20 protein-coding genes and 1 other annotated feature are annotated in these 18,868 nt (G+C 29.3%); of the genes, 5 read left to right on the forward strand and 15 right to left on the reverse strand.

Annotated features, from left to right (window positions below; translation table 11 throughout):
* Window positions 1-45: 45 nt before the first annotated feature.
* On the reverse strand, window positions 46-429 hold the full coding sequence (locus NQ543_RS06760; protein WP_039903763.1) for a metal-dependent transcriptional regulator: 384 nt from the start codon (window positions 427-429) through the stop codon (window positions 46-48).
* A gap of 227 nt (window positions 430-656) precedes the next feature.
* Between NQ543_RS06760 and NQ543_RS06765 the strand changes: the two genes are divergently transcribed.
* The 4 genes from NQ543_RS06765 to NQ543_RS06780 all read left to right on the forward strand — a co-directional run bounded on the left by NQ543_RS06765 (window position 657) and on the right by NQ543_RS06780 (window position 4,530).
* The gene (locus NQ543_RS06765; protein ID WP_004609229.1) at window positions 657-1,451 is read left to right on the forward strand and encodes a ZIP family metal transporter; all 795 of its coding nucleotides are present in this window, start codon (window positions 657-659) and stop codon (window positions 1,449-1,451) included.
* Window positions 1,452-1,538: 87 nt separating this feature from the next.
* Window positions 1,539-1,764: a binding site (T-box leader), on the forward strand.
* A gap of 48 nt (window positions 1,765-1,812) precedes the next feature.
* Window positions 1,813-2,802, forward strand: a complete 990-nt coding sequence (locus NQ543_RS06770; protein ID WP_004609230.1) for an ABC transporter substrate-binding protein — start codon at window positions 1,813-1,815, stop codon at window positions 2,800-2,802.
* Window positions 2,803-2,813: 11 nt separating this feature from the next.
* Window positions 2,814-3,743: an ABC transporter permease gene (locus tag NQ543_RS06775; protein ID WP_004609231.1), complete on the forward strand. Its 930-nt coding sequence runs from the start codon at window positions 2,814-2,816 to the stop codon at window positions 3,741-3,743.
* Entirely contained in the window at window positions 3,736-4,530 is a 795-nt protein-coding gene (locus NQ543_RS06780) for an ABC transporter ATP-binding protein (RefSeq protein WP_039903766.1), read from the forward strand. Before NQ543_RS06775 ends, NQ543_RS06780 begins: the two co-directional genes overlap by 8 nt.
* 16 nt (window positions 4,531-4,546) lie before the next feature.
* Here the strand turns inward: NQ543_RS06780 and NQ543_RS06785 are convergent, their stop codons facing one another.
* From NQ543_RS06785 to NQ543_RS06840, 12 genes are all read right to left on the reverse strand, one after another.
* Complete coding sequence (locus NQ543_RS06785) at window positions 4,547-5,179, reverse strand: YetF domain-containing protein (protein ID WP_004609233.1); 633 nt, start codon at window positions 5,177-5,179, stop codon at window positions 4,547-4,549.
* A gap of 447 nt (window positions 5,180-5,626) precedes the next feature.
* Entirely contained in the window at window positions 5,627-6,112 is a 486-nt protein-coding gene (gene greA, locus NQ543_RS06790; protein ID WP_004609235.1) for a transcription elongation factor GreA, read from the reverse strand.
* A 100-nt stretch (window positions 6,113-6,212) separates the two neighbouring features.
* Window positions 6,213-7,454 (reverse strand): peptidase U32 family protein, encoded by a 1,242-nt coding sequence (locus tag NQ543_RS06795; RefSeq protein WP_004609236.1) that lies wholly within the window; start codon window positions 7,452-7,454, stop codon window positions 6,213-6,215.
* On the reverse strand, window positions 7,438-8,373 hold the full coding sequence (locus NQ543_RS06800; RefSeq protein ID WP_004609237.1) for a peptidase U32 family protein: 936 nt from the start codon (window positions 8,371-8,373) through the stop codon (window positions 7,438-7,440). Before NQ543_RS06800 ends, NQ543_RS06795 begins: the two co-directional genes overlap by 17 nt.
* Entirely contained in the window at window positions 8,373-8,969 is a 597-nt protein-coding gene (locus NQ543_RS06805; protein ID WP_004609238.1) for an O-methyltransferase, read from the reverse strand. The genes NQ543_RS06800 and NQ543_RS06805 overlap by 1 nt, the downstream gene beginning before the upstream one ends.
* 1 nt (window position 8,970) lies before the next feature.
* A complete protein-coding gene (gene mltG / locus NQ543_RS06810) occupies window positions 8,971-10,062 on the reverse strand; it encodes an endolytic transglycosylase MltG (protein ID WP_039903770.1) in 1,092 nt (363 codons plus the stop codon).
* Between the two features lie 121 nt (window positions 10,063-10,183).
* Window positions 10,184-10,390 carry an NUDIX hydrolase gene (locus tag NQ543_RS06815; protein WP_004609240.1) on the reverse strand — a complete coding sequence of 69 codons (207 nt, stop codon included), beginning with the start codon at window positions 10,388-10,390 and terminating at the stop codon, window positions 10,184-10,186.
* 391 nt (window positions 10,391-10,781) lie between these two features.
* A complete protein-coding gene (locus tag NQ543_RS06820; protein ID WP_004609241.1) occupies window positions 10,782-12,062 on the reverse strand; it encodes a YdcF family protein in 1,281 nt (426 codons plus the stop codon).
* 203 nt (window positions 12,063-12,265) lie between these two features.
* Window positions 12,266-13,450 (reverse strand): non-hydrolyzing UDP-N-acetylglucosamine 2-epimerase, encoded by a 1,185-nt coding sequence (wecB, locus tag NQ543_RS06825; protein ID WP_004609242.1) that lies wholly within the window; start codon window positions 13,448-13,450, stop codon window positions 12,266-12,268.
* A gap of 52 nt (window positions 13,451-13,502) precedes the next feature.
* Window positions 13,503-13,811 carry a hypothetical protein gene (locus tag NQ543_RS06830; protein ID WP_004608752.1) on the reverse strand — a complete coding sequence of 103 codons (309 nt, stop codon included), beginning with the start codon at window positions 13,809-13,811 and terminating at the stop codon, window positions 13,503-13,505.
* The gene (locus NQ543_RS06835) at window positions 13,783-14,109 is read right to left on the reverse strand and encodes a hypothetical protein (protein ID WP_004608753.1); all 327 of its coding nucleotides are present in this window, start codon (window positions 14,107-14,109) and stop codon (window positions 13,783-13,785) included. The genes NQ543_RS06830 and NQ543_RS06835 overlap by 29 nt, the downstream gene beginning before the upstream one ends.
* A gap of 108 nt (window positions 14,110-14,217) precedes the next feature.
* A complete protein-coding gene (locus tag NQ543_RS06840) occupies window positions 14,218-15,438 on the reverse strand; it encodes a polysaccharide biosynthesis C-terminal domain-containing protein (protein WP_039903773.1) in 1,221 nt (406 codons plus the stop codon).
* A gap of 28 nt (window positions 15,439-15,466) precedes the next feature.
* On the opposite strand from NQ543_RS06840, the gene NQ543_RS06845 reads away from it, so the two are divergent.
* Window positions 15,467-16,584 (forward strand): IS3 family transposase gene (locus NQ543_RS06845; protein ID WP_148344849.1). Its coding sequence is split into 2 segments (ribosomal slippage): window positions 15,467-15,713 and window positions 15,713-16,584, totalling 1,119 coding nucleotides; the frame shifts between segments, so codons are not numbered across the junction.
* A gap of 60 nt (window positions 16,585-16,644) precedes the next feature.
* Here NQ543_RS06845 and NQ543_RS06850 read toward each other — a convergent pair.
* Window positions 16,645-17,688: a nucleoside-diphosphate sugar epimerase/dehydratase gene (locus NQ543_RS06850; RefSeq protein WP_004610418.1), complete on the reverse strand. Its 1,044-nt coding sequence runs from the start codon at window positions 17,686-17,688 to the stop codon at window positions 16,645-16,647.
* 12 nt (window positions 17,689-17,700) lie between these two features.
* Window positions 17,701-18,867 (reverse strand): nucleotide sugar dehydrogenase, encoded by a 1,167-nt coding sequence (locus tag NQ543_RS06855; RefSeq protein ID WP_039903781.1) that lies wholly within the window; start codon window positions 18,865-18,867, stop codon window positions 17,701-17,703.
* Between the last annotated feature and the right edge of the window lies 1 nt (window position 18,868).

Below are 18,868 nucleotides of genomic sequence, written 5' to 3' on the forward strand. Positions count from 1 at the left end.
ATAGTTCATTATAAAAACCAGCTTGATTCAAAAAAAAGCTGGTTTTTATTTTGTTTTTTTATAATTATTCATAAATACTTTCATTGCTTTAATACTTTCATCAGAGATAACATGTTCAATTAGACAAGCATCTTTATCAGCAATCGTTTCATCAATATTTAATACCTCAACAAATAATTTCTTAATCGTCTGGTGTTTATTACAAATAAATTTTGCTACCTTGATTCCCTCTTTAGTAAGCTTAATATCTGCATACTTTTCATAATTTACATACCCATTTTTTGCAAGTACTACAACTGCATTATTTACACTAGGTTTAGATACCCCGAGTTGTTTTGCAATATCACTTACACGAGCTTTTTTACCATCTAATGATAATTCATATATCAACTCTAAATAATTTTGCATCGCAATTGTCATATTTTCCATAATTTCACCTCTGTTCTTTAATAATAGCATATTATTGTATTTACGACAATACAAACACCTTAAAACTCTTATTAACAAAAAAATCTTGATATTTCTAATATTTTTAAATAATCTTAAAAAGTACAGAGAACACATTTTATTATCATTTTTTATATTAAATTTAACAAAAAATCATTAGCGCCTATAACTAATAATTTTTATTTCATAAATATAAATGAGGTGAAATAATGGATTATTTATTATCGCTAAATCCATTTGTAATCGTATTGCTTGTTGCTACGTTCAATTGGTTAATGACTTTTTTAGGAGCTTCATTAGTTTATTTTGTTAAAGAAGCAAGTCAAAAGATTGTCTGTTTTGCCCTTGGCAGTTCAGCAGGAATTATGGTAGGTGCATCTTTTTTTTCACTTATCTTACCAGCTTTACAATATCTTGAAAATAGTAGTAAATTAGAATTATTGATTATTCCTATTGGTTTTATTTGTGGGGTTGGTTTATTGATGATTATTGATAAATTATTACCTCATGAACATTTAATGTCACATGATCAAGAAGGAATAAATCCTAGTAATTATTCTAAGAATAAATTACTGTTATTAGCCATGACTTTGCATAATATTCCTGAGGGTTTAGCAGTTGGTGTTGCTTTTGCAGGATGTCAAGACGGTAATTATTTACCAGCTTTAATGGTTGCTATAGGAATTGGAATTCAAAATTTTCCAGAAGGAACAGCAATTTCTTTACCATTATATCAAGGTGGTAAAAGTAAATTTATTGCTTTACTATATGGTCAGTTTTCAGCAATTGTTGAAATACCGGCAGCTTTGATTGGCTATATTTTTGCATCATTAGTTAATGGTATTTTACCTTTTGCATTATGTTTTGCTGCTGGAGCCATGATGTTTGTTTGTATTGAAGAGTTGATTCCTGAAGCAAATACAACTAAAAAAATTGATTTTGGAACAGTTAGTTTTATGATTGGTTTTGTGGTAATGATGTCTTTTGATATCTTGTTTTCTTAACTATAAGTAAAAAAGTATTAAGTCAAAATCCAGGACTTATTGACAAATAGTTGATAACAATGTATCATAAAAGTAACAATTTATTAAACAAAGACAGTGAAGTGAACTAGTAAATATTCTTTAGATATCAGAGACATTGTGGGTGGTGAAAACAATGCGTTAAGGAATATTGAATTCATCATGGAGTTGGATACTGATATGTAGGTAATCATCGGTCACTAGCCGTTATCTAGTAAAGTTATATACTTATAAAGATTATTAGTGTGAGCTAATGATGAATTTGGGGTGGTACCACGACCTTGTCGTCCTCTTTAGAGGACTTTTTTTGTTTAATAATTGAAAATAAAGGGGGAAATATAAAATGAAAAAAGTTTTTAGTGGGTTGCTTGCTTTAGCTATGGCTGCTAGTATTACTGGATGTAATAGCGGTGGTGCAAGTGGTGAACCAAAAGATTTAGCCGATGTTAAAATCGGAGTTATTCAGTTAATGCAGCATGATGCCTTAGATGCTTCATATGAGGGATTTAAAGACGAATTAGTTGAAGCCGGTGTCAAGGAAGAAAATATTGATTATATAGTTGCTGGAGATCAAGCAAACTGCTCTACTGTTGCTGATAAATTAGTAAATGGAGGGAATGATTTAATTTATGCAATTGCAACTCCCGCTCTACAATCAGTAGCTGCAGCTACAACTGATATTCCCATTGTAGGATGTGCTATAACTGATTATACAGCTACTAAGCTTGTAAAAAGCAATGATGAACCAGGTGGAAATGTTACTGGAGCTAGTGATTTAACACCGGTTAAAGATCAATTTGATTTAATGCATAAATTATTACCTGATGCTAAAAAAGTTGCGATTATGTATTGTGGTAGTGAAGATAATTCAATTATTCAAGGTGATTTAGCTAAAGATGCAGCAAAAAAATTAGGATTAGATGCAACTGTATATAAAGTAGCTGATTCTAACGAAATTCAAGCTGTAACAAGCCAAATTGTAAGTGATAAAAATGATGTTGTTTATATTCCAACCGATAATTTACTTGCAACATATATGAGCAGTGTTGAAGCAATTACTAGTGAAGCAAAAATTCCATGTATTGTCGGTGAAGAAGGTATGACTAACGCTGGCGGACTTGCAACATATGGAATCAGTTATGAAGCTTTAGGTCGTAAAGCTGGTAAACAAGCATTAGATATTTTAAATGGCAAAAAAACTGCCGCTAATACATCGATTGTACAATTAGATGTTAAGGATTGTTCTTTGGTTATTAATATGAAAATAGCTAATAAGTGTGGTATTACAGTTAATAAAGAAGATTATCCTGATGCTGTTTTTATTGAAGAATAGGAGTTTTTAAAATGGGATTATTTTATACTTACCTAGGTGCTGTTGATTTAGGTTTAATATGGGGATTTTTGGCTCTTGGTGTTTATATTACTTTCCGTTTATTGGATATTGCTGATTTAACAGTTGATGGCAGTTTTGCAACTGGCGGTGCTGTTTGTGCTGTTTGTGTTTTAAATAATATGCATCCTCTATTAGCTATTTTATTTGCTATTTTAGCTGGTTTTATTGCTGGAGGAATTACTGGTATTTTGCATACTAAGTGTAAAATACCAGCCATTCTAGCCGGTATTTTGACACAGATTGGTCTTTATTCAATCAATTTAAGAATTATGGGCGGACGTGCTAATTTACCTTTAACTACTGCTAATACTCTTTTTAATGATATTTCAAGAGCATTAAATATAAATAAATATTATATTGCATTTATTGTTTCGTTACTTTTTGTTATTTTATTTATTGCTTTATTATATTGGTTCTTTGGTACTGAAATGGGTTCATCAATTAGAGCCACTGGTAATAATGAACAAATGGCCAGATCACTTGGAATCAATACAGATACAATGAAATTATTAGGATTGATGATTAGTAACGGACTAGTTGGATTATCTGGTGGTTTATATGCTCTATATGGTCAAGCAACTGATGTTAGAGTTGGTACTGGAGCAATTGTTATCGCTCTTGCTTCAATTGTAATTGGCGAAGTTATTGTTTCTAGTAAAAAAAGTGGTTTTGCATTAAGACTAAGTTCAATTATTATTGGTTCCATCATTTATCGTATCATTGTTGCTTTAGTTTTACAGATTGGATTAAATACTGATGATTTGAAGTTATTAACTGCTATTCTTGTCGGTATTGCTTTAACAATTCCAATTATGCTTTCTAAACGTAAACAAATTTCTACGTATAAAAAATTAACAAAGGAGATTGATGAAGATGCTTAAATTAAAAAAAGTAAGTAAAACATTTAATCTTGGCACTGTTAATGAAAAAAAAGTTCTTCATGAAATTGATTTAGAATTAAATGAAGGAGATTTCGTTACTATTATCGGTGGAAATGGAGCTGGAAAATCTACTTTATTAAATATGATTTCCGGTTTATATCCTTTAGATTGTGGAACTATTACCTTAGATGGTGAAAACATTTCTCTACAACCAGAACATCAAAGAGCTAAGAAAATCGGTCGTTTATTCCAAGATCCAATGTTAGGCACAGCTGGAGATATGCAAATTTTAGAAAATTTAGCTTTAGCTAAACGAAGAGGAAAAAAACGTGGACTTACTTGGGGTGTTTCTAAAGAAGAAAAAGAAGAATATCGTAAGTTAGTTAAAACTTTAAATCTTGGTTTAGAAGATCGTTTAACTACTAAAATGAAGTTATTATCTGGTGGTCAACGCCAAGCTATTACATTATTAATGGCGACTTTACAAAAACCAAAATTACTTTTATTAGATGAACATACTGCTGCTTTGGATCCAGCTACTTCTGCTAAGGTTTTAAAATTGACATGTGAAATCGTTGCAAAACAAAATTTAACTGCCATGATGGTCACTCATAATATGCGTGATGCTATTGACGTCGGTAATCGTTTGATCATGATGTATAATGGTAGAATCATTTATGATGTTAGAGGAGAAGAAAAGAAACACTTGACTGTTGAAGACTTACTTCATAAGTTTGAAGAAGCTAGTGGTGAAGCTTTTGCTAATGATCGTATGTTACTTGGATAGAACTGTTGACACGGTTCTATTTTTTTATAACTAATAATTTTTCTTTTTCTAAGATACAATAAAATACGTCATCAATGTTATGAATATGTTGTTTTTTTAGTTCTTTTTTTAACCAATTAATATCTAAATTTAATAGTTTTAAATTGTCTTCATTAATGATTCCATCAATAATCAAAGCATCTGGTAATTCAACACAACATTCTTCTTTGGTAATAATTGATAATGTTCCATTTGTCTCTAATAAAGCAAATTCTACTTTTGAAATACTATCTATATTATTTTCACGTAAGTGATGCGATAAATCATCAACAGTATAGCGTTGTTTCTTCATTGCCTTTTGATTTAATTTCCCTTTATAAATAATATATGTAGGTCTGCCTTCAAAAATATCTCTTAACCTTTTAGACTTTAATGTAATTAATGATACCAACCGATCAATTATAATCAATGTTGATGTAGCAATAACTCCATAAATAAAAGGAAAGTCATCATTTCCTAATGAATCTGTCATTATTTCAGCAATAATCAAAAATACAACAAAATCAAATACATTTAATTGACTAAATTCCTTTTTACCAAAAATTCTAAGTAAAATACTTAAATAAATATATATCCCCTGACTAATAAAAAACACTTCTAAAACATTCATATTTTCATCAACCCTTAAATATATTATTACTAAGATAAAAAGGAGGAACTATGAATTCTTATTTCAAAACATATTTAAAATTTGCATTATTCATCCTAATCACCTTTACAATTACTAGTCTTATCTTAGCCTTTATTATCAATTTTATTCATTTATCAAATTTTATTTATCACCTGATAATTAACCTAATTGCAGCTATCATTATGATTATTTGGGCATTTATGATTGTAAAAAAATTTCCTAAAAATGCTATTTTACACAGCTTATTATGTGGTTTGATCTTTGCAATTGTGGCCATTATGTTAAACATCGATAACTTAAACTTTTTTAACATTATTTCTCGCCCATTTATTTTAATTGCAAGTGTAATTATTCTATCGTTATATAAAAAGAAACTAAATGCTCTTTAAATAAAAAAAACTAGCTATTAGCTAGTCTTCATCTATATTAACCTTTAAATTCAATATTTAAAATTTTAACATCATATGGTTCTGCAACACCTACTGTCACTATTTCATTTACATCATGACCAATCACCGCCTTAGCAAGTGGTGATTCATTTGAAATCTTACCATTTAATGGATCAGTTTCTGTAAACCCAACAATTTTATAACTTTCAGGTTCTGCATCAGTTTCAGATAAATCCAAAATAGTTACTGTCGTACCAGGTTTTACAACTTTTAAATCCATCTGATCTTCAGAAATGATTTCTACATTTTGAAGCATGTAATCAATTTCTTTAATTCTTGATTCTAAGTGAGCTTGTTTTTCTCTAGCAGCATCGTAATCAGCATTTTCTGATAAGTCCCCTTGAGAACGAGCTAATTGTAATTCTTCAATTACTTTAGGTCTTTCGACATTGATTAATCTATCTCTTTCTTGTTCTAATTTTTCTAACCCACTTTGAGTCAACAATACTTTTTCTTGTTCCATATTCTCACCTCGTAATCATTAATATAGCATATATCTAGATAAATATCTAGTACTAATCTTAATTAAGCATGAATTTACATGATAAAATATTATTTTAAACTTAATTAACTTTTCTGCCCATATCGTCTTTTTCTAATTCAATTTCAACCGGTATTTTTAAAATTTCCATTGGATGATTTGCAACTAAGACATTTTCATTATCTTCATTAATAATCTTTTCCACTTTAATAATAATATTATCATGATTTGGACTAAAAAACTCAATTTTATCACCAACTGAAAAATAATTACGCTGTTCAATAATAGCTAATTTATTTGCCTTATCATAATCAACCACTCGTGCACAAAATTCTTGAGTTGGATGTTCATCACGTTGGTTATATAACTGTTTTGAATTATCTGCCTGATTATCAAAAAAACCAGTGCATAAAGCCCGATTTGCTGCTTTAAGTAATTCATCATAATATTTATTACTCAAAACAAAATTATCAGGATCATTACAATAATCATCAATTAATTTACGATATGTTGAAACAATCGTTGCAATATAATGTAATGATTTCATTCGTCCTTCAATCTTAAATGAATCAACACCTAATTCAATTAATTCAGGAATATGATTAATTAAAGCCATGTCTTTACTTGACATACTAAATGGAATCTTGCCTTCATTTAACTTTCCATGTTCATCATAAATATCATAATACCAGCGACATGATTGCGAACATCCACCACGATTTGCATCACGATGAGAAAAATAATTAGATAACATACATCTTCCTGAATAATGAATACACATTGCTCCATGAATAAAATACTCTATATCCATATCTGTTTTATCCAAAATCATTTTCAAGTCATCATAACAAACTTCACGACCTAAAACAACTCGATCCATTCCTTGGTTTTCATAAAACTTAATCGCTTTACTATTCAAAGTTGAAAGTTGAGTTGAAACATGAACTTCAAGTTTTAAATTTAATTTTTTAGCAATCATCATAATATATGGATCAGCAACAATAATCGCTCTAACTCCAATTTCATCTAATTTTCTTAAATAATCTTCAATTCCCTGTAAATTATCTTGATGTAAAATAATATTACATGTTACATGAATAGCAGCATTATATTTATTTGCAAACTCTACCGCCTCTTTAATATCTTCAAGGGTAAAATTAGAAGCCCCAGAGCGAAGCGAAAATTCTTTACCACCAACAAATACGGCATCGGCTCCATAACGAATAGCAACTTTTAATTTTTCAAGATTACCAGCTGGTGCTAGTAATTCTGGTTTTTTATAGATAATTCTTTTATCGTTAACGATTTTACTTACTTCTCTCATTTTCTTCTCGCTTTCTTACATCATCTATTTTATAAACTGTCGCATCAAACATAAAACTGTGGTGATATTTAACATTATTTTTAATTTGATGAAGCACGCTAATTAATTCTTTACTTACCTTACCATAAGTTTCTTTACTAATACTATTAATTGCCTCTTGATATAAACTAACAATTTCAACTACTTTTAAATCATCAATAAATAATGATTCAAAATACAAATAATCAAAACAACTAAAATTACTTAAAATATCTAAAGTACAAAGCTGTTTTTCACTTAAAATATGACAACCAAATTTATCTTCATAAATATGACAACGATAATCAATTGCATTTGCCTGAATTGTTAAATTATCGTCAATTAAAACGCCATGATCAATTCCTGTTTCTTTAAAATAATTAGACAATAATTTACGCTTTGAATATGCCATATATTCAACACCATGTACTTGAATCATGGTTTTTAAATCGGTATTTTTAGCAATCATCATCTTTTCATCAAGAGGAATTTCACGTGCTAAAAAAGCACTATTTATGCCTAATGTCTTTAAATAATTTAAAGTTGCCTGATTGGTATTTAGTGTATCTGGGCTATAGACCATTTCAAAATTATAATTATTTTCTTTACAAATTTGTAACACACTAAAATCTTGAAATAGAATTCCTGCTATTTTTATTTCATTTAATTTAGCTAAATGATCAACTAACTCATCTAAATTATGTTCTTCAATCAAAGCATTTACTAGCACCCATAACTTTTTATCTTTTAATTGTTCATTTAAATCTTTTAATTCTTGATAATCAAGTGACAACGCTTGTCGACATGAAAAGTATTTTGTTCCGACAATAAAATTTTTAATTCCAATTTCGATAAAATCATTAATAAACTTTTTACTATTTAAATGTACTACTAATTCCATTATGCCACCCTTTTTCTAATCACACATATTCCATCACCAACATGATAATATGTAACATCATATTCATCATTATTAAAGATCCAATCTTTGAATCTTTTTATTTTCTTAACTAATTGTTTAGTATTGCGATTTTTGATATTTTCAATATCAAAGATCATTCCATGAAAGTCAAGATTATCAACAATACAAACTCCATCTTCTTTAATTAAACCAATATATTTTTCAAAAAACTTTTGATATTGTGCTTTTGCTGCATCAATAAAAAGACAATCATATTTTTTTAATACTAAAGAATTGCAATCAAATTCTAAAGCATCATCATGATGGATAATAATTTTTTCTTGTAAATTTTTATCTTTGATGTTGTTTATAGCTTCAAAATATCTTTCATCATTTAATTCAATTGTTTCAACTTTAAAGTTATCAATATTACTAACTAACATCATTGCCGAATAACCTATTGCGCTTCCGATTTCTAAGCAATAATGACAATTATTTTCTTTAAAAACATTAATCATAAATTCTAAACCTTCACGTTGCATGATCGGAATATTACGATCAATTGCACTTTTTTCTAAATCATCAAAATACTTCATTTTAATACCATTTATTTTCCTTTACTATTTGTTGATGTTCATCATATGTTTTTGAATATATTATTGTTCCATCTTTTAATGCAAAAAAGAATAAATTATCACTTTTTTGATAATGTAAACATGCATTAATTACATCTTTAGAGACTGTACTTATTGGTCCAATTGGAAGGCCTTCATATTTATATGTATTGTATTTAGAATCAACTTCTAAATGATTATAAGTAACAGCAACTGTTTTGATTTGATTAGCATAGTTTACTGTTACGTCACTTTGAAGGCGCATTGGTTTTTCTAAACGATTAATAAATACCCCAGCTATTTTTGCTTGATCTTCAGATGGTTTTGAAGCTTCACATTGAACTATCGATGCTAGTGATAAAAATTGATGTAAGGAAATATTGTTTCCATTAATTATAAATTGGCTAATTTCATCTTTATATTCTTGTAAATTTTTATCCATCTGATCTAGCATCATGGTTGTAATATTTTCAATGCTGACATCTTTAGCTGTAATAACATATGTCTCTGGTGCAAAGTATCCTTCTAGAGGAAACATAATTTCTGTTGATAAAATAGTTTGATCTAAAAACCAGTATTTATCTATTAATGATTGCAAGTACTCCGTATTTGTCCATGTTTCTAAAACTTTGTTTGTTTTTAATTCTAAGATCTGATCATCATTTAAATTAGTAGTATCTACTTCAATATTTGCTACTTTAGCTACTTGCTTAGCACATTCAGGAATTGTATATCCTTCTAATATAGTAACTTTATCAGTGGAAATATAGTCATTATCTCCTTCAATAATTTTTAAAATTGTTTTTAAATCCATATTTTGATTTAAAACATATACGTTAGCTTTAAAATCATAGTGATTTAATTTTATATATAAATTTGCGACAGTTTTATTTCTTATTAAGCCAGCTTTATCTAATTGATCTAAAACATTGCTAGCTGAACCAGAAACTTCAACTACTATTTCTTTACTTTTTGTACTTACTGCTTTTTGCCCATCAAAATAAAAAAATATCATAGCAATAATAACTGCAAATATAACAGCAATACAAGCAGCAATAATTTTTATTTTCTTCATAGCATCCTCCATTTTTTACATTATATGATATTTTTCGTATATATTCAACTTATCTACAGATATAATGGCAGCTTATTATTAGTATAGCCATTTTTATACAAAAAAAGAAATATTTTTACATTTAAAAAAGACTTATCAAATCATAATTCAACAAGTCATAAATAATTTTACATATTTTTTTTAAATATCTTTCAACAAATGATTTTGCTAATGAATTAGGTTTTATAGCTGATAAAATATTTTCTACTTTAAACCATTTTGCTTCATCTACTTCGTTTATTAAAACAAAATTTTCACTATCAACTACAACTGCATAATTATGAATCAAAGTATTTGTTAAGCATTTTCTTCTTTATTATAAAATATTATCTTTTTTACTATATTATTGTTTATATTTAAAACAATAAGAAACATTACTATTTATCTCACATTGTTTTTGAATTAATTTTTCACCACATACACTACAATAGCTCATTTAATAATTACTCCATTTCATCTCTAAGCACTATTTTAACGTTTTAATATATTAAAATAGATTTGTCTTTTTTTCTTTTATCTAAAATGAATATATGGATTAGGAAAATATTAAAAACAAACATAATATACTAAAAACAATTATATATAAAAAAAGCTGTACAAAATATGGGGTTATTGTACAGCTAATTTTATATTTATTGCAACATTTATATATAAATCAAAAATTTTACTTATTATATTTTTTATAGTTCTTTTCTTCTTAAATAAGTATATCCACAAGCAGTCAACATCATTAAACTAACAAATGTTAATGCATACGTTTCATCACCAGTTTTTACAGCTGTGGTATTTGATGGTTTATCGCCTTTAGATGTATCAACAGCTGTCGTACCTACTGTAATAGTTTTACTTACATCTTTTACTACATCACCATAACTATATGTTACTTTTAATACTTGGTTTCCTAATTTACTTGTATCAATATCAGTAATTTCTGCTTTATCTGTTACATCTAAATCATATTTTTCACCAGCTGGTGTAGTAAAATGCGCAGTTACTTTTGGTTCAACTTTAGCACCTTTACTATAAGTATCGTTTACATTAGTTATTTCAATACTATCAAGTGTAGATAGGCTAAGATCTGCAATTATTCCAATATTCTTAGAATTTAAACAAGTATTAATTGCTTCAGTAACTGAATTCATTTGTTGACTTAGTGTTTCTTGGCGATCAACTGAACAACTTGTATTGTTTAAAATTTCAATTGCATCAGTATTAGCTTTATATGCTTCTAATTGGAAAACAGCTTGGAAAATTGCTACAGCTCTTTGAATATGCGAAGATGAAGAAATCATTGCAATTGACTTAACTTCTGGTTTTTCTTTTAATAATCTAAATGTATTAGTAGCATTACCAACAGTAGTTGGTGCTTTATTTTCTACAATAATACGATTTTCATCAACACCATTAGCAATCAACCATTTAGCCATTTCTTCCCCTTCAGTCTTAGATGGATCAGCAGGTGATGTTCCTCCACCAGTTACTACAATATATGCATTAGGGTATCTATTAGCACTATTTAAAGTAACTATTAAACGATCAATTAATTCTTGTTGCATTTCACCTGTTGTTTGATCTAATTGATATCCTAAAGTTACAATACATAAACTATTGTCCATTGGTAAACCATCAGGTAAAAAATCAGAATAAATTGGCATCGTTGTATCTGCATAAATCCAGTAATCTATAATATTGGTAAATGCTTCCCCTAATTCTGGATTTAATTCTTTTAATTCAGTTAAACATCTTTGAATATCGACATCAGCAGTGATTGACGAAGCAGTCCATCCATTATGTTCATTGAAATCACCTTCACTGTAAGAAAAATAAGTTAAAATTTCACTTATCAATCTTTCTTCATCACTACTAGCAGTATTTTCAATTGCAGTAACATTTACTGTTAATGAAAATAACATTGTTAATGAAACAAAAACCGTTAACACACTTTTAAATAATTTTTTCATTTTTTGTCCCTTCCTTTTCTATTGCAATAAGTATAGTTTAAATAAGTAAAAATATGATCTATATATATATTAATCATACTAAGCTTTCTAATTAAAGTCAACTTAACTTATCCATTATTAACATCAAAAAATGATTATTACTAATAAAATTAAACTCCACTATTTCAAACAAAAAAATAACCTAGTCTTAAACTAGGTTAACATTAATATTTTCTCCATACCATCTTATTAACTACTCCAGTATATGACTGTATCAGTTTTACTACCTTTGTACTTACATTCTCTTCTATATAGTCAGGTACCGGTATTCCTATATCACTATTGCCATTCACCTCTACTGCTACATCTACTGCCTGTAATAATGATTTTTCATCTATCCCTGCTAAGATAAAGCACGCTTTATCTAACGCTTCTGGTCTTTCTGTACTTGTTCGTATACAGATCGCTGGAAACGATTTCCCTATTGATGTAAAAAAACTGCTTTCTTCTGGTAATGTTCCACTGTCACTTACTACTGCAAAGGCATTCATCTGTAAGTTATTGTAGTCATGAAATCCTAACGGTTCATGTTGAATTACTCTTGAATCTAGTTTGAATCCTGATTCTTTTAGTCTTTTTTTGCTTCTTGGATGGCATGAATATAATATTGGCATATCATATTTTTCTGCCATTTTATTGATAGCATTAAACAGCGATAAGAAGTTTTTTTCAGTATCGATATTTTCTTCTCGATGAGCACTTAATAAAATATAGCCTTTTTCTTTTAGATTCAGTTTTTCTAAGATCTTTGATGATTTGATCTGTTCTAGATTGTTATGTAATACTTCGGCCATCGGTGAACCTGTTACATATACTCTTTCTTTTGGCAGTCCACATTCATGTAAGTATTTTCTTGCATGTTCACTGTATGCCAGATTGACATCTGAAATGATATCAACGATTCTTCGATTTGTTTCTTCTGGCAGACATTCATCCTTGCATCTGTTTCCAGCTTCCATATGAAAGATAGGGATATGCAATCTTTTAGCACTGATGGCACTTAAGCAGCTGTTAGTATCCCCTAAGATAAGCAATGCATCTGGTTTGATTTGATTCATCAGCTTATAAGAACAGTTAATGATATTGCCAACAGTTGCACCAAGATCATCACCAACTGCATTCATATAGACATCAGGATCATCCAGTTTTAAATCATGAAAGAAGATCCCATTTAAATTATAATCATAGTTTTGACCAGTATGAGCTAAGATACAGTCAAAGTATTTACGACATTTATTAATTACAGCAGCTAATCTAATAATTTCAGGTCTAGTTCCTACAATAATCAATAATTTTAATTTATCATTTTCTTGCCATTTAACATTTGAATAATCTGTAGTTATTTCCATTAGTTATACCTCCCTTTATATAATAAAAATGAGTTAATTTAACTCATTTTTATTATGTTTCATCTTTAATTATTGGCAAAAGATTATATTCATCACCAACAATAGTTACATCAAATATCATTACTGACATTTTTAACCATGGATACTGTCTTGATAGCTTGCCAACAAGATTAAAAACATCAGTCATCAAGATATCATCTTTAGATACATAGCCTGAATACTGACGATGAATAAAATTTTCATCTTCAAAATATTTTTTAATATCTCGCCAAGCATTCTTATAATTTTTTGAAGGATAATTCTGTTTCAATAAATTATTATCTAAGTCAAAATTAATAGCTTTTCGCGTTTTTGTAATCATTGTTCTTCGTGAAAATTCTATAATAAGATTCTAATGCATCTTCTCGACATTCAATCGTATCACCAACATATCTAAAATACCAGCTATCTACTATTTTTAAAAACCATGGTGTTTTAGGTAATTCCCACTGTGCTTTAACCATTGCAAAAAGAGCGTCTTTAGTTCCTTTGTACACACCTTTTTCAACTTTCTTTACACCACGTTTTTCAAAAAATTGATCCACTTCTAAATAACATTCATCTATATTGATATTATATTTTCTTGCCTTTTGTTCATCTAAAAACATTTCCATCATCATAACTATCACATCCTTAAATATATAATACTAAAGTTTTTTTCTTATTACAATGACACGACTGTAATATTATCCTTCAGTAACTATATACGAAAAAAAGATGTCGTTACGTTATACTTTTTCAAAAAATGTATCAGGATGTTCTGGATCAAATGATTCATTTGCCCACATTACTGTTACTAGATCTTCACTATCTGATAAATTAATGATGTTATGTGTATATCCTGGTAACATATGAATTGCTTCAATCTTATCACCTGATACCTCAAACTCAATTACCTCATCACTATCGATCTTTCTTTCCTGAATCAGTCCATGTCCCGATACAACAATAAAGAACTCCCACTTGCTGTGATGCCAGTGCTGTCCTTTTGTGATTCCTGGTTTACTAATATTGACTGAAAACTGTCCACAGTTTTTTGTTTTAAGTAATTCAGTAAAACTTCCTCTTTCATCGATATTCATTTTCAAAGGAAATATTGTTTTTTCCTCTGGTAAATATGATAAATATGTACTGTACAGTTTCTTTGCAAAGCTGTTATTTGGGATCTCCGGCATAACTAAGGTATTTGGCTGTGCTTTGAAGCTGTCTAACAGTTCAACAATATGTCCTAATGTTGCTTTATGAGTTGTCGGTACATAACAGTATTTTCCGTCTTTATCTTCAATTGCATCAACTCCGTCAAATATACAATGATGTTCTTTGCCTTCTAAAATATCAAGCATTTCATTAACTAGATCATCAATATATAATAATTCAAGTTCAACACTTGCATCATTTACCTGAATCTCTAAATCATGAGCATAATTGTAACAGAATGTTGCTACTGCACTGTTATAATTTGGTCTGCACCACTTACCAAACAGATTAGGAAAACGATATACATATACTTTTATACCTATTTCATTTGCATAATTAAAAAACAGATTTTCTCCTGCAAGCTTACTTTTTCCATAATCACTGTCTGCATATCGTCCAATCAATGTTGCCTGAATAGATGATGAAAGCATCACACCACATTTATTATCATATTTCTTTAATGTATCTAACAGCTTGCTGACAAAACCAAAGTTACCTTTCATAAATTCACTTTGGTCTTTAGGACGATTAACTCCAGCTAAATTAAAGACAAAATCACAGTCTTTACAGTATGTATCTAACAGTGACTCATCACTGTCGATATCATATTCATAGATATCTTCAATATTTAATGATGGTCTAGTTCGATCTTTACCATCTTTGATATTTTTTAATGAAGCCGCAAGGTTTTGTCCTACAAAACCTGGATAGGTTACACTAAATTGGACAGTTTTTAAGAGAACTGTTACAATAGAAAATCAAGAAATGAGGTAATCTGAAATGGCAAGAGAAAGAAGAACTTACAGTGATGAATTTAAACAGAAAATGGTCGAATTATACAACAGCGGAAAACCAAGAGCTGAGCTGGTTCGTGAATATGAACTGACTCCATCTGCTTTATCTTCATGGATCAAAAAGTACAATAATACTGGTTCGTTCCATGTCGAGGACAACCGCAGTGATGAAGAAAAAGAACTAATCAGACTCCGCAAGGAAAATCAGCGACTGAAGATGGAAAATGATATTTTAAAGCAAGCAGCGCTGATCATGGGACGAAAATAAATGTTATCATTTCCAATGCAGATAAATATCCGGTCAGCGCAATGTGTAAATTACTAGATATACCTAGATCATCATTATATTATAATCGTAATAATAAATTAAATAAGAAAAAATCCAATGATCATTATCTGACTGCTTTAGTAAAAGAAATATTTAAAAACAGTCGAAACAACTATGGTTCAAGAAAGATTAAAATAGAATTGGCTAAACTGGGCCATATTGTCAGTAAAAGAAGAATTAGACGTATTATGCAGGAAAATGGCTTAGTATCAAGCTATACAGTTAAACAGTATAAAGTACATCACGCAGCATGTAATAATGATAATATAGAAAATAGACTCAATCGTAATTTTAATCAAAAAGAGAGAATGAAGGTAGTAGTTAGTGATCTGACGTATGTTAATGTGGATGGAAAATGGAATTATATATGTCTTATGTTAGATCTATATAACAGAGAGATTGTAGGATATGCAGCCAGTAAGAATAAAAATGCCAAGTTAGTAGAAAAAGCACTCTATTCAATAAAATATGATTTACGAAAAATAGATTTGTTTCACAGTGATCGAGGAAATGAATTCAAAAATGAAGATATTGAAAATGCATTAAAGGCATTTAATATAAACAGGTCATTAAGTGCTAAAGGATGTCCGTATGATAATGCAGTTGCTGAAGCAACATATAAAATTATAAAAACAGAGTTTGCATTTAATAAAAGGTTTGAAAGTTTTGAAGAACTGGAACTAGAATTATTTGATTATGTAAACTGGTATAATAATGTGAGGATACATGGTTCACTTGGCTATAAGACACCAGTTGAATTTAGGATGTTCTCATAGAAATTGTCCAAAAAAGTGTTGACAATCCAACCTTTAGCTCCTGTTATCAAGATCTTCATTTTATTTATTCTCCCATTCATTCAGTTCATCTCTTACTAACTTGACTTCCATTAATTTTTCTTTTACTTCTTTTAAGGTCATCAGTCTTGTATTATTTGAATTGAACTGTGTTAATGTATTTTTCACCATTCCTTCAAAGAAATATTTGTCATAGTTCAAGTCTCTTTTATCAGCCGGTACTCGATAGAAGTTTCCTAAGTCAATTGCATTGGCACACTCTTCATCTGTTAATAGTGTTTCATACATCTTTTCTCCATGTCTGATTCCTATTACCTTGATTTCATTATCGGCATTAAATAATTCCTTTACCGCCTTAGCTAATACTTCAATTGTACATGCCGGTGCCTTTTGTACAAAGATATCTCCGCTTTCTCCATTTTCAAATGCAAATAATACTAAATCTACTGCTTCTTCCAATGTCATTACAAATCTTGTCATCGTTGGATCGGTTACAGTTAGATCATTTCCTTCTTTTATCTGGTTAATAAAAAGAGGTACTACACTACCTCTTGATGCTAATACATTTCCATATCTTGTACACATGATTGCTGTTTTATCTGGATCTACTGTTCTAGACTTAGCAACAATTACTTTTTCCATCATTGCCTTGCTTGTTCCCATTGCATTTACAGGATAAGCTGCTTTATCTGTTGATAGACATACTACTCTTTTGACTCCACTTTCAATTGCTGCAGTTAAGACATTTTCAGTTCCCAAGACATTTGTCTTAACAGCTTCAATTGGAAAAAACTCACAAGATGGTACCTGTTTTAAAGCGGCTGCATGATAGACATAATCAACACCATGCATAGCATTTTTGATACTGTTTATATCACGGACATCACCGATATAAAACTTAAGTTTATGAAAAACATCAGGATATTTAGCCTGATATTCATGTCTCATATTATCCTGTTTTAATTCATCTCTAGAAAACACTCTGATTTCTTTGATATCAGTTTCTAGAAATCTGTTTAATACTGCATTACCGAAGGAACCAGTTCCTCCGGTAATCAGTAATGTTTTATCTTTAAATTGTGTCATATACATTCCCCCTTAGTCTCTTTTATACAGATCTCTTGTATATATCTTTTCTTTTACATCTTTTAATTCTTCATTCACTCTGTTTACTACTATTACATCACTTACTGATTTGAATTTTTCTATATCATTAATTACCCTGCTGTTAAAGAAATTATCTTCTTTCAATGTCGGTTCATATACTACTACTTCAATTCCTTTGGCCTTGATTCTTTTCATGATTTCCTGAATTGCACTTGCTCTGAAATTATCTGAGCCTGATTTCATTGTCAAACGATAGATTCCTACTACTTTTGGCTTTTTATCGATTATCTCCTGAGCTATGTGATCTTTTCTGGTACTGTTTGACTGTACGATAGCACTGATTAAATTTTCTGGGACATCCTTATAATTTGCCTTTAACTGCTTGGTATCTTTTGGTAAGCAGTATCCTCCATATCCAAATGATGGATTATTGTAATGATTTCCTATTCTTGGATCTAAACATACCCCATCAATTATTTCTTTAGTATTCAGCCCTTTCATTTCTGCATATGTATCCAGTTCATTGAAATATGAAACTCTTAATGCTAAATATGTATTAGCAAATAATTTGATTGCTTCTGCTTCTGTACTGTCTGTAAACAACATTGGAATATCTTTTTTAACAGCACCCTGCGCTAACAGTGAAGCAAATTCTTTTGCTCTTTCACTTTTTTCACCAACTACGATTCTTGAAGGATATAAGTTATCATATAATGCTCTTCCTTCTCTTAAAAATTCCGGTGAAAACATCAGATTGTCAATACTGTATTTTTCTTTCATAGTTTTTGTAAAGCCTACCGGTATCGTTGATTTGATGACTATGATAGCTTCTGGATTAATCTTTAAGACACTTTCAATTGTTTCTTCAACACTTGATGTATCAAAATAGTTTTTATTTTCATCATAGTTTGTAGGTGTACTGATAATCACAAATTTGGCATTTTTAAAAGCAACTTCTTTATCAAGAGTTGCTTTTAAATTCAAATCTTTAGTTTTTAAAAATTCTTCAATTTCTTTATCCTGAATAGGTGAAATATGATTATTGATCATATCTACCTTTTCTTTAATGATATCCAAAGCTACAACTTCATGATGTTGTGCTAGTAATGTAGAAATACTTAATCCTACATATCCTGTTCCTGCCACTGCTATTTTCATT

Origin of the sequence: Thomasclavelia spiroformis DSM 1552, assembly GCF_025149465.1 — a bacterium.
GTDB classification, from domain to species: domain Bacteria; phylum Bacillota_I; class Bacilli_A; order Erysipelotrichales; family Coprobacillaceae; genus Thomasclavelia; species Thomasclavelia spiroformis.

Coding starts and splice junctions, on each gene's coding strand:
- wecB (WP_004609242.1), bottom strand. CDS start 13,450: ATGGAAATAACTACAGATTATTCAAATGTTAAATGGCAAGAAAATGAT.
- NQ543_RS06760 (WP_039903763.1), bottom strand. CDS start 429: ATGGAAAATATGACAATTGCGATGCAAAATTATTTAGAGTTGATATAT.
- NQ543_RS06775 (WP_004609231.1), top strand. CDS start 2,814: ATGGGATTATTTTATACTTACCTAGGTGCTGTTGATTTAGGTTTAATA.
- greA (WP_004609235.1), bottom strand. CDS start 6,112: ATGGAACAAGAAAAAGTATTGTTGACTCAAAGTGGGTTAGAAAAATTA.
- NQ543_RS06785 (WP_004609233.1), bottom strand. CDS start 5,179: ATGAATGTTTTAGAAGTGTTTTTTATTAGTCAGGGGATATATATTTAT.
- NQ543_RS06835 (WP_004608753.1), bottom strand. CDS start 14,109: ATGATGATGGAAATGTTTTTAGATGAACAAAAGGCAAGAAAATATAAT.
- NQ543_RS06795 (WP_004609236.1), bottom strand. CDS start 7,454: ATGAGAGAAGTAAGTAAAATCGTTAACGATAAAAGAATTATCTATAAA.
- NQ543_RS06820 (WP_004609241.1), bottom strand. CDS start 12,062: ATGAAAAAATTATTTAAAAGTGTGTTAACGGTTTTTGTTTCATTAACA.
- NQ543_RS06850 (WP_004610418.1), bottom strand. CDS start 17,688: ATGACACAATTTAAAGATAAAACATTACTGATTACCGGAGGAACTGGT.
- NQ543_RS06805 (WP_004609238.1), bottom strand. CDS start 8,969: ATGAAGTATTTTGATGATTTAGAAAAAAGTGCAATTGATCGTAATATT.
- NQ543_RS06780 (WP_039903766.1), top strand. CDS start 3,736: ATGCTTAAATTAAAAAAAGTAAGTAAAACATTTAATCTTGGCACTGTT.
- NQ543_RS06765 (WP_004609229.1), top strand. CDS start 657: ATGGATTATTTATTATCGCTAAATCCATTTGTAATCGTATTGCTTGTT.
- NQ543_RS06830 (WP_004608752.1), bottom strand. CDS start 13,811: ATGATTACAAAAACGCGAAAAGCTATTAATTTTGACTTAGATAATAAT.
- NQ543_RS06855 (WP_039903781.1), bottom strand. CDS start 18,867: ATGAAAATAGCAGTGGCAGGAACAGGATATGTAGGATTAAGTATTTCT.
- mltG (WP_039903770.1), bottom strand. CDS start 10,062: ATGAAGAAAATAAAAATTATTGCTGCTTGTATTGCTGTTATATTTGCA.
- NQ543_RS06800 (WP_004609237.1), bottom strand. CDS start 8,373: ATGGAATTAGTAGTACATTTAAATAGTAAAAAGTTTATTAATGATTTT.
- NQ543_RS06770 (WP_004609230.1), top strand. CDS start 1,813: ATGAAAAAAGTTTTTAGTGGGTTGCTTGCTTTAGCTATGGCTGCTAGT.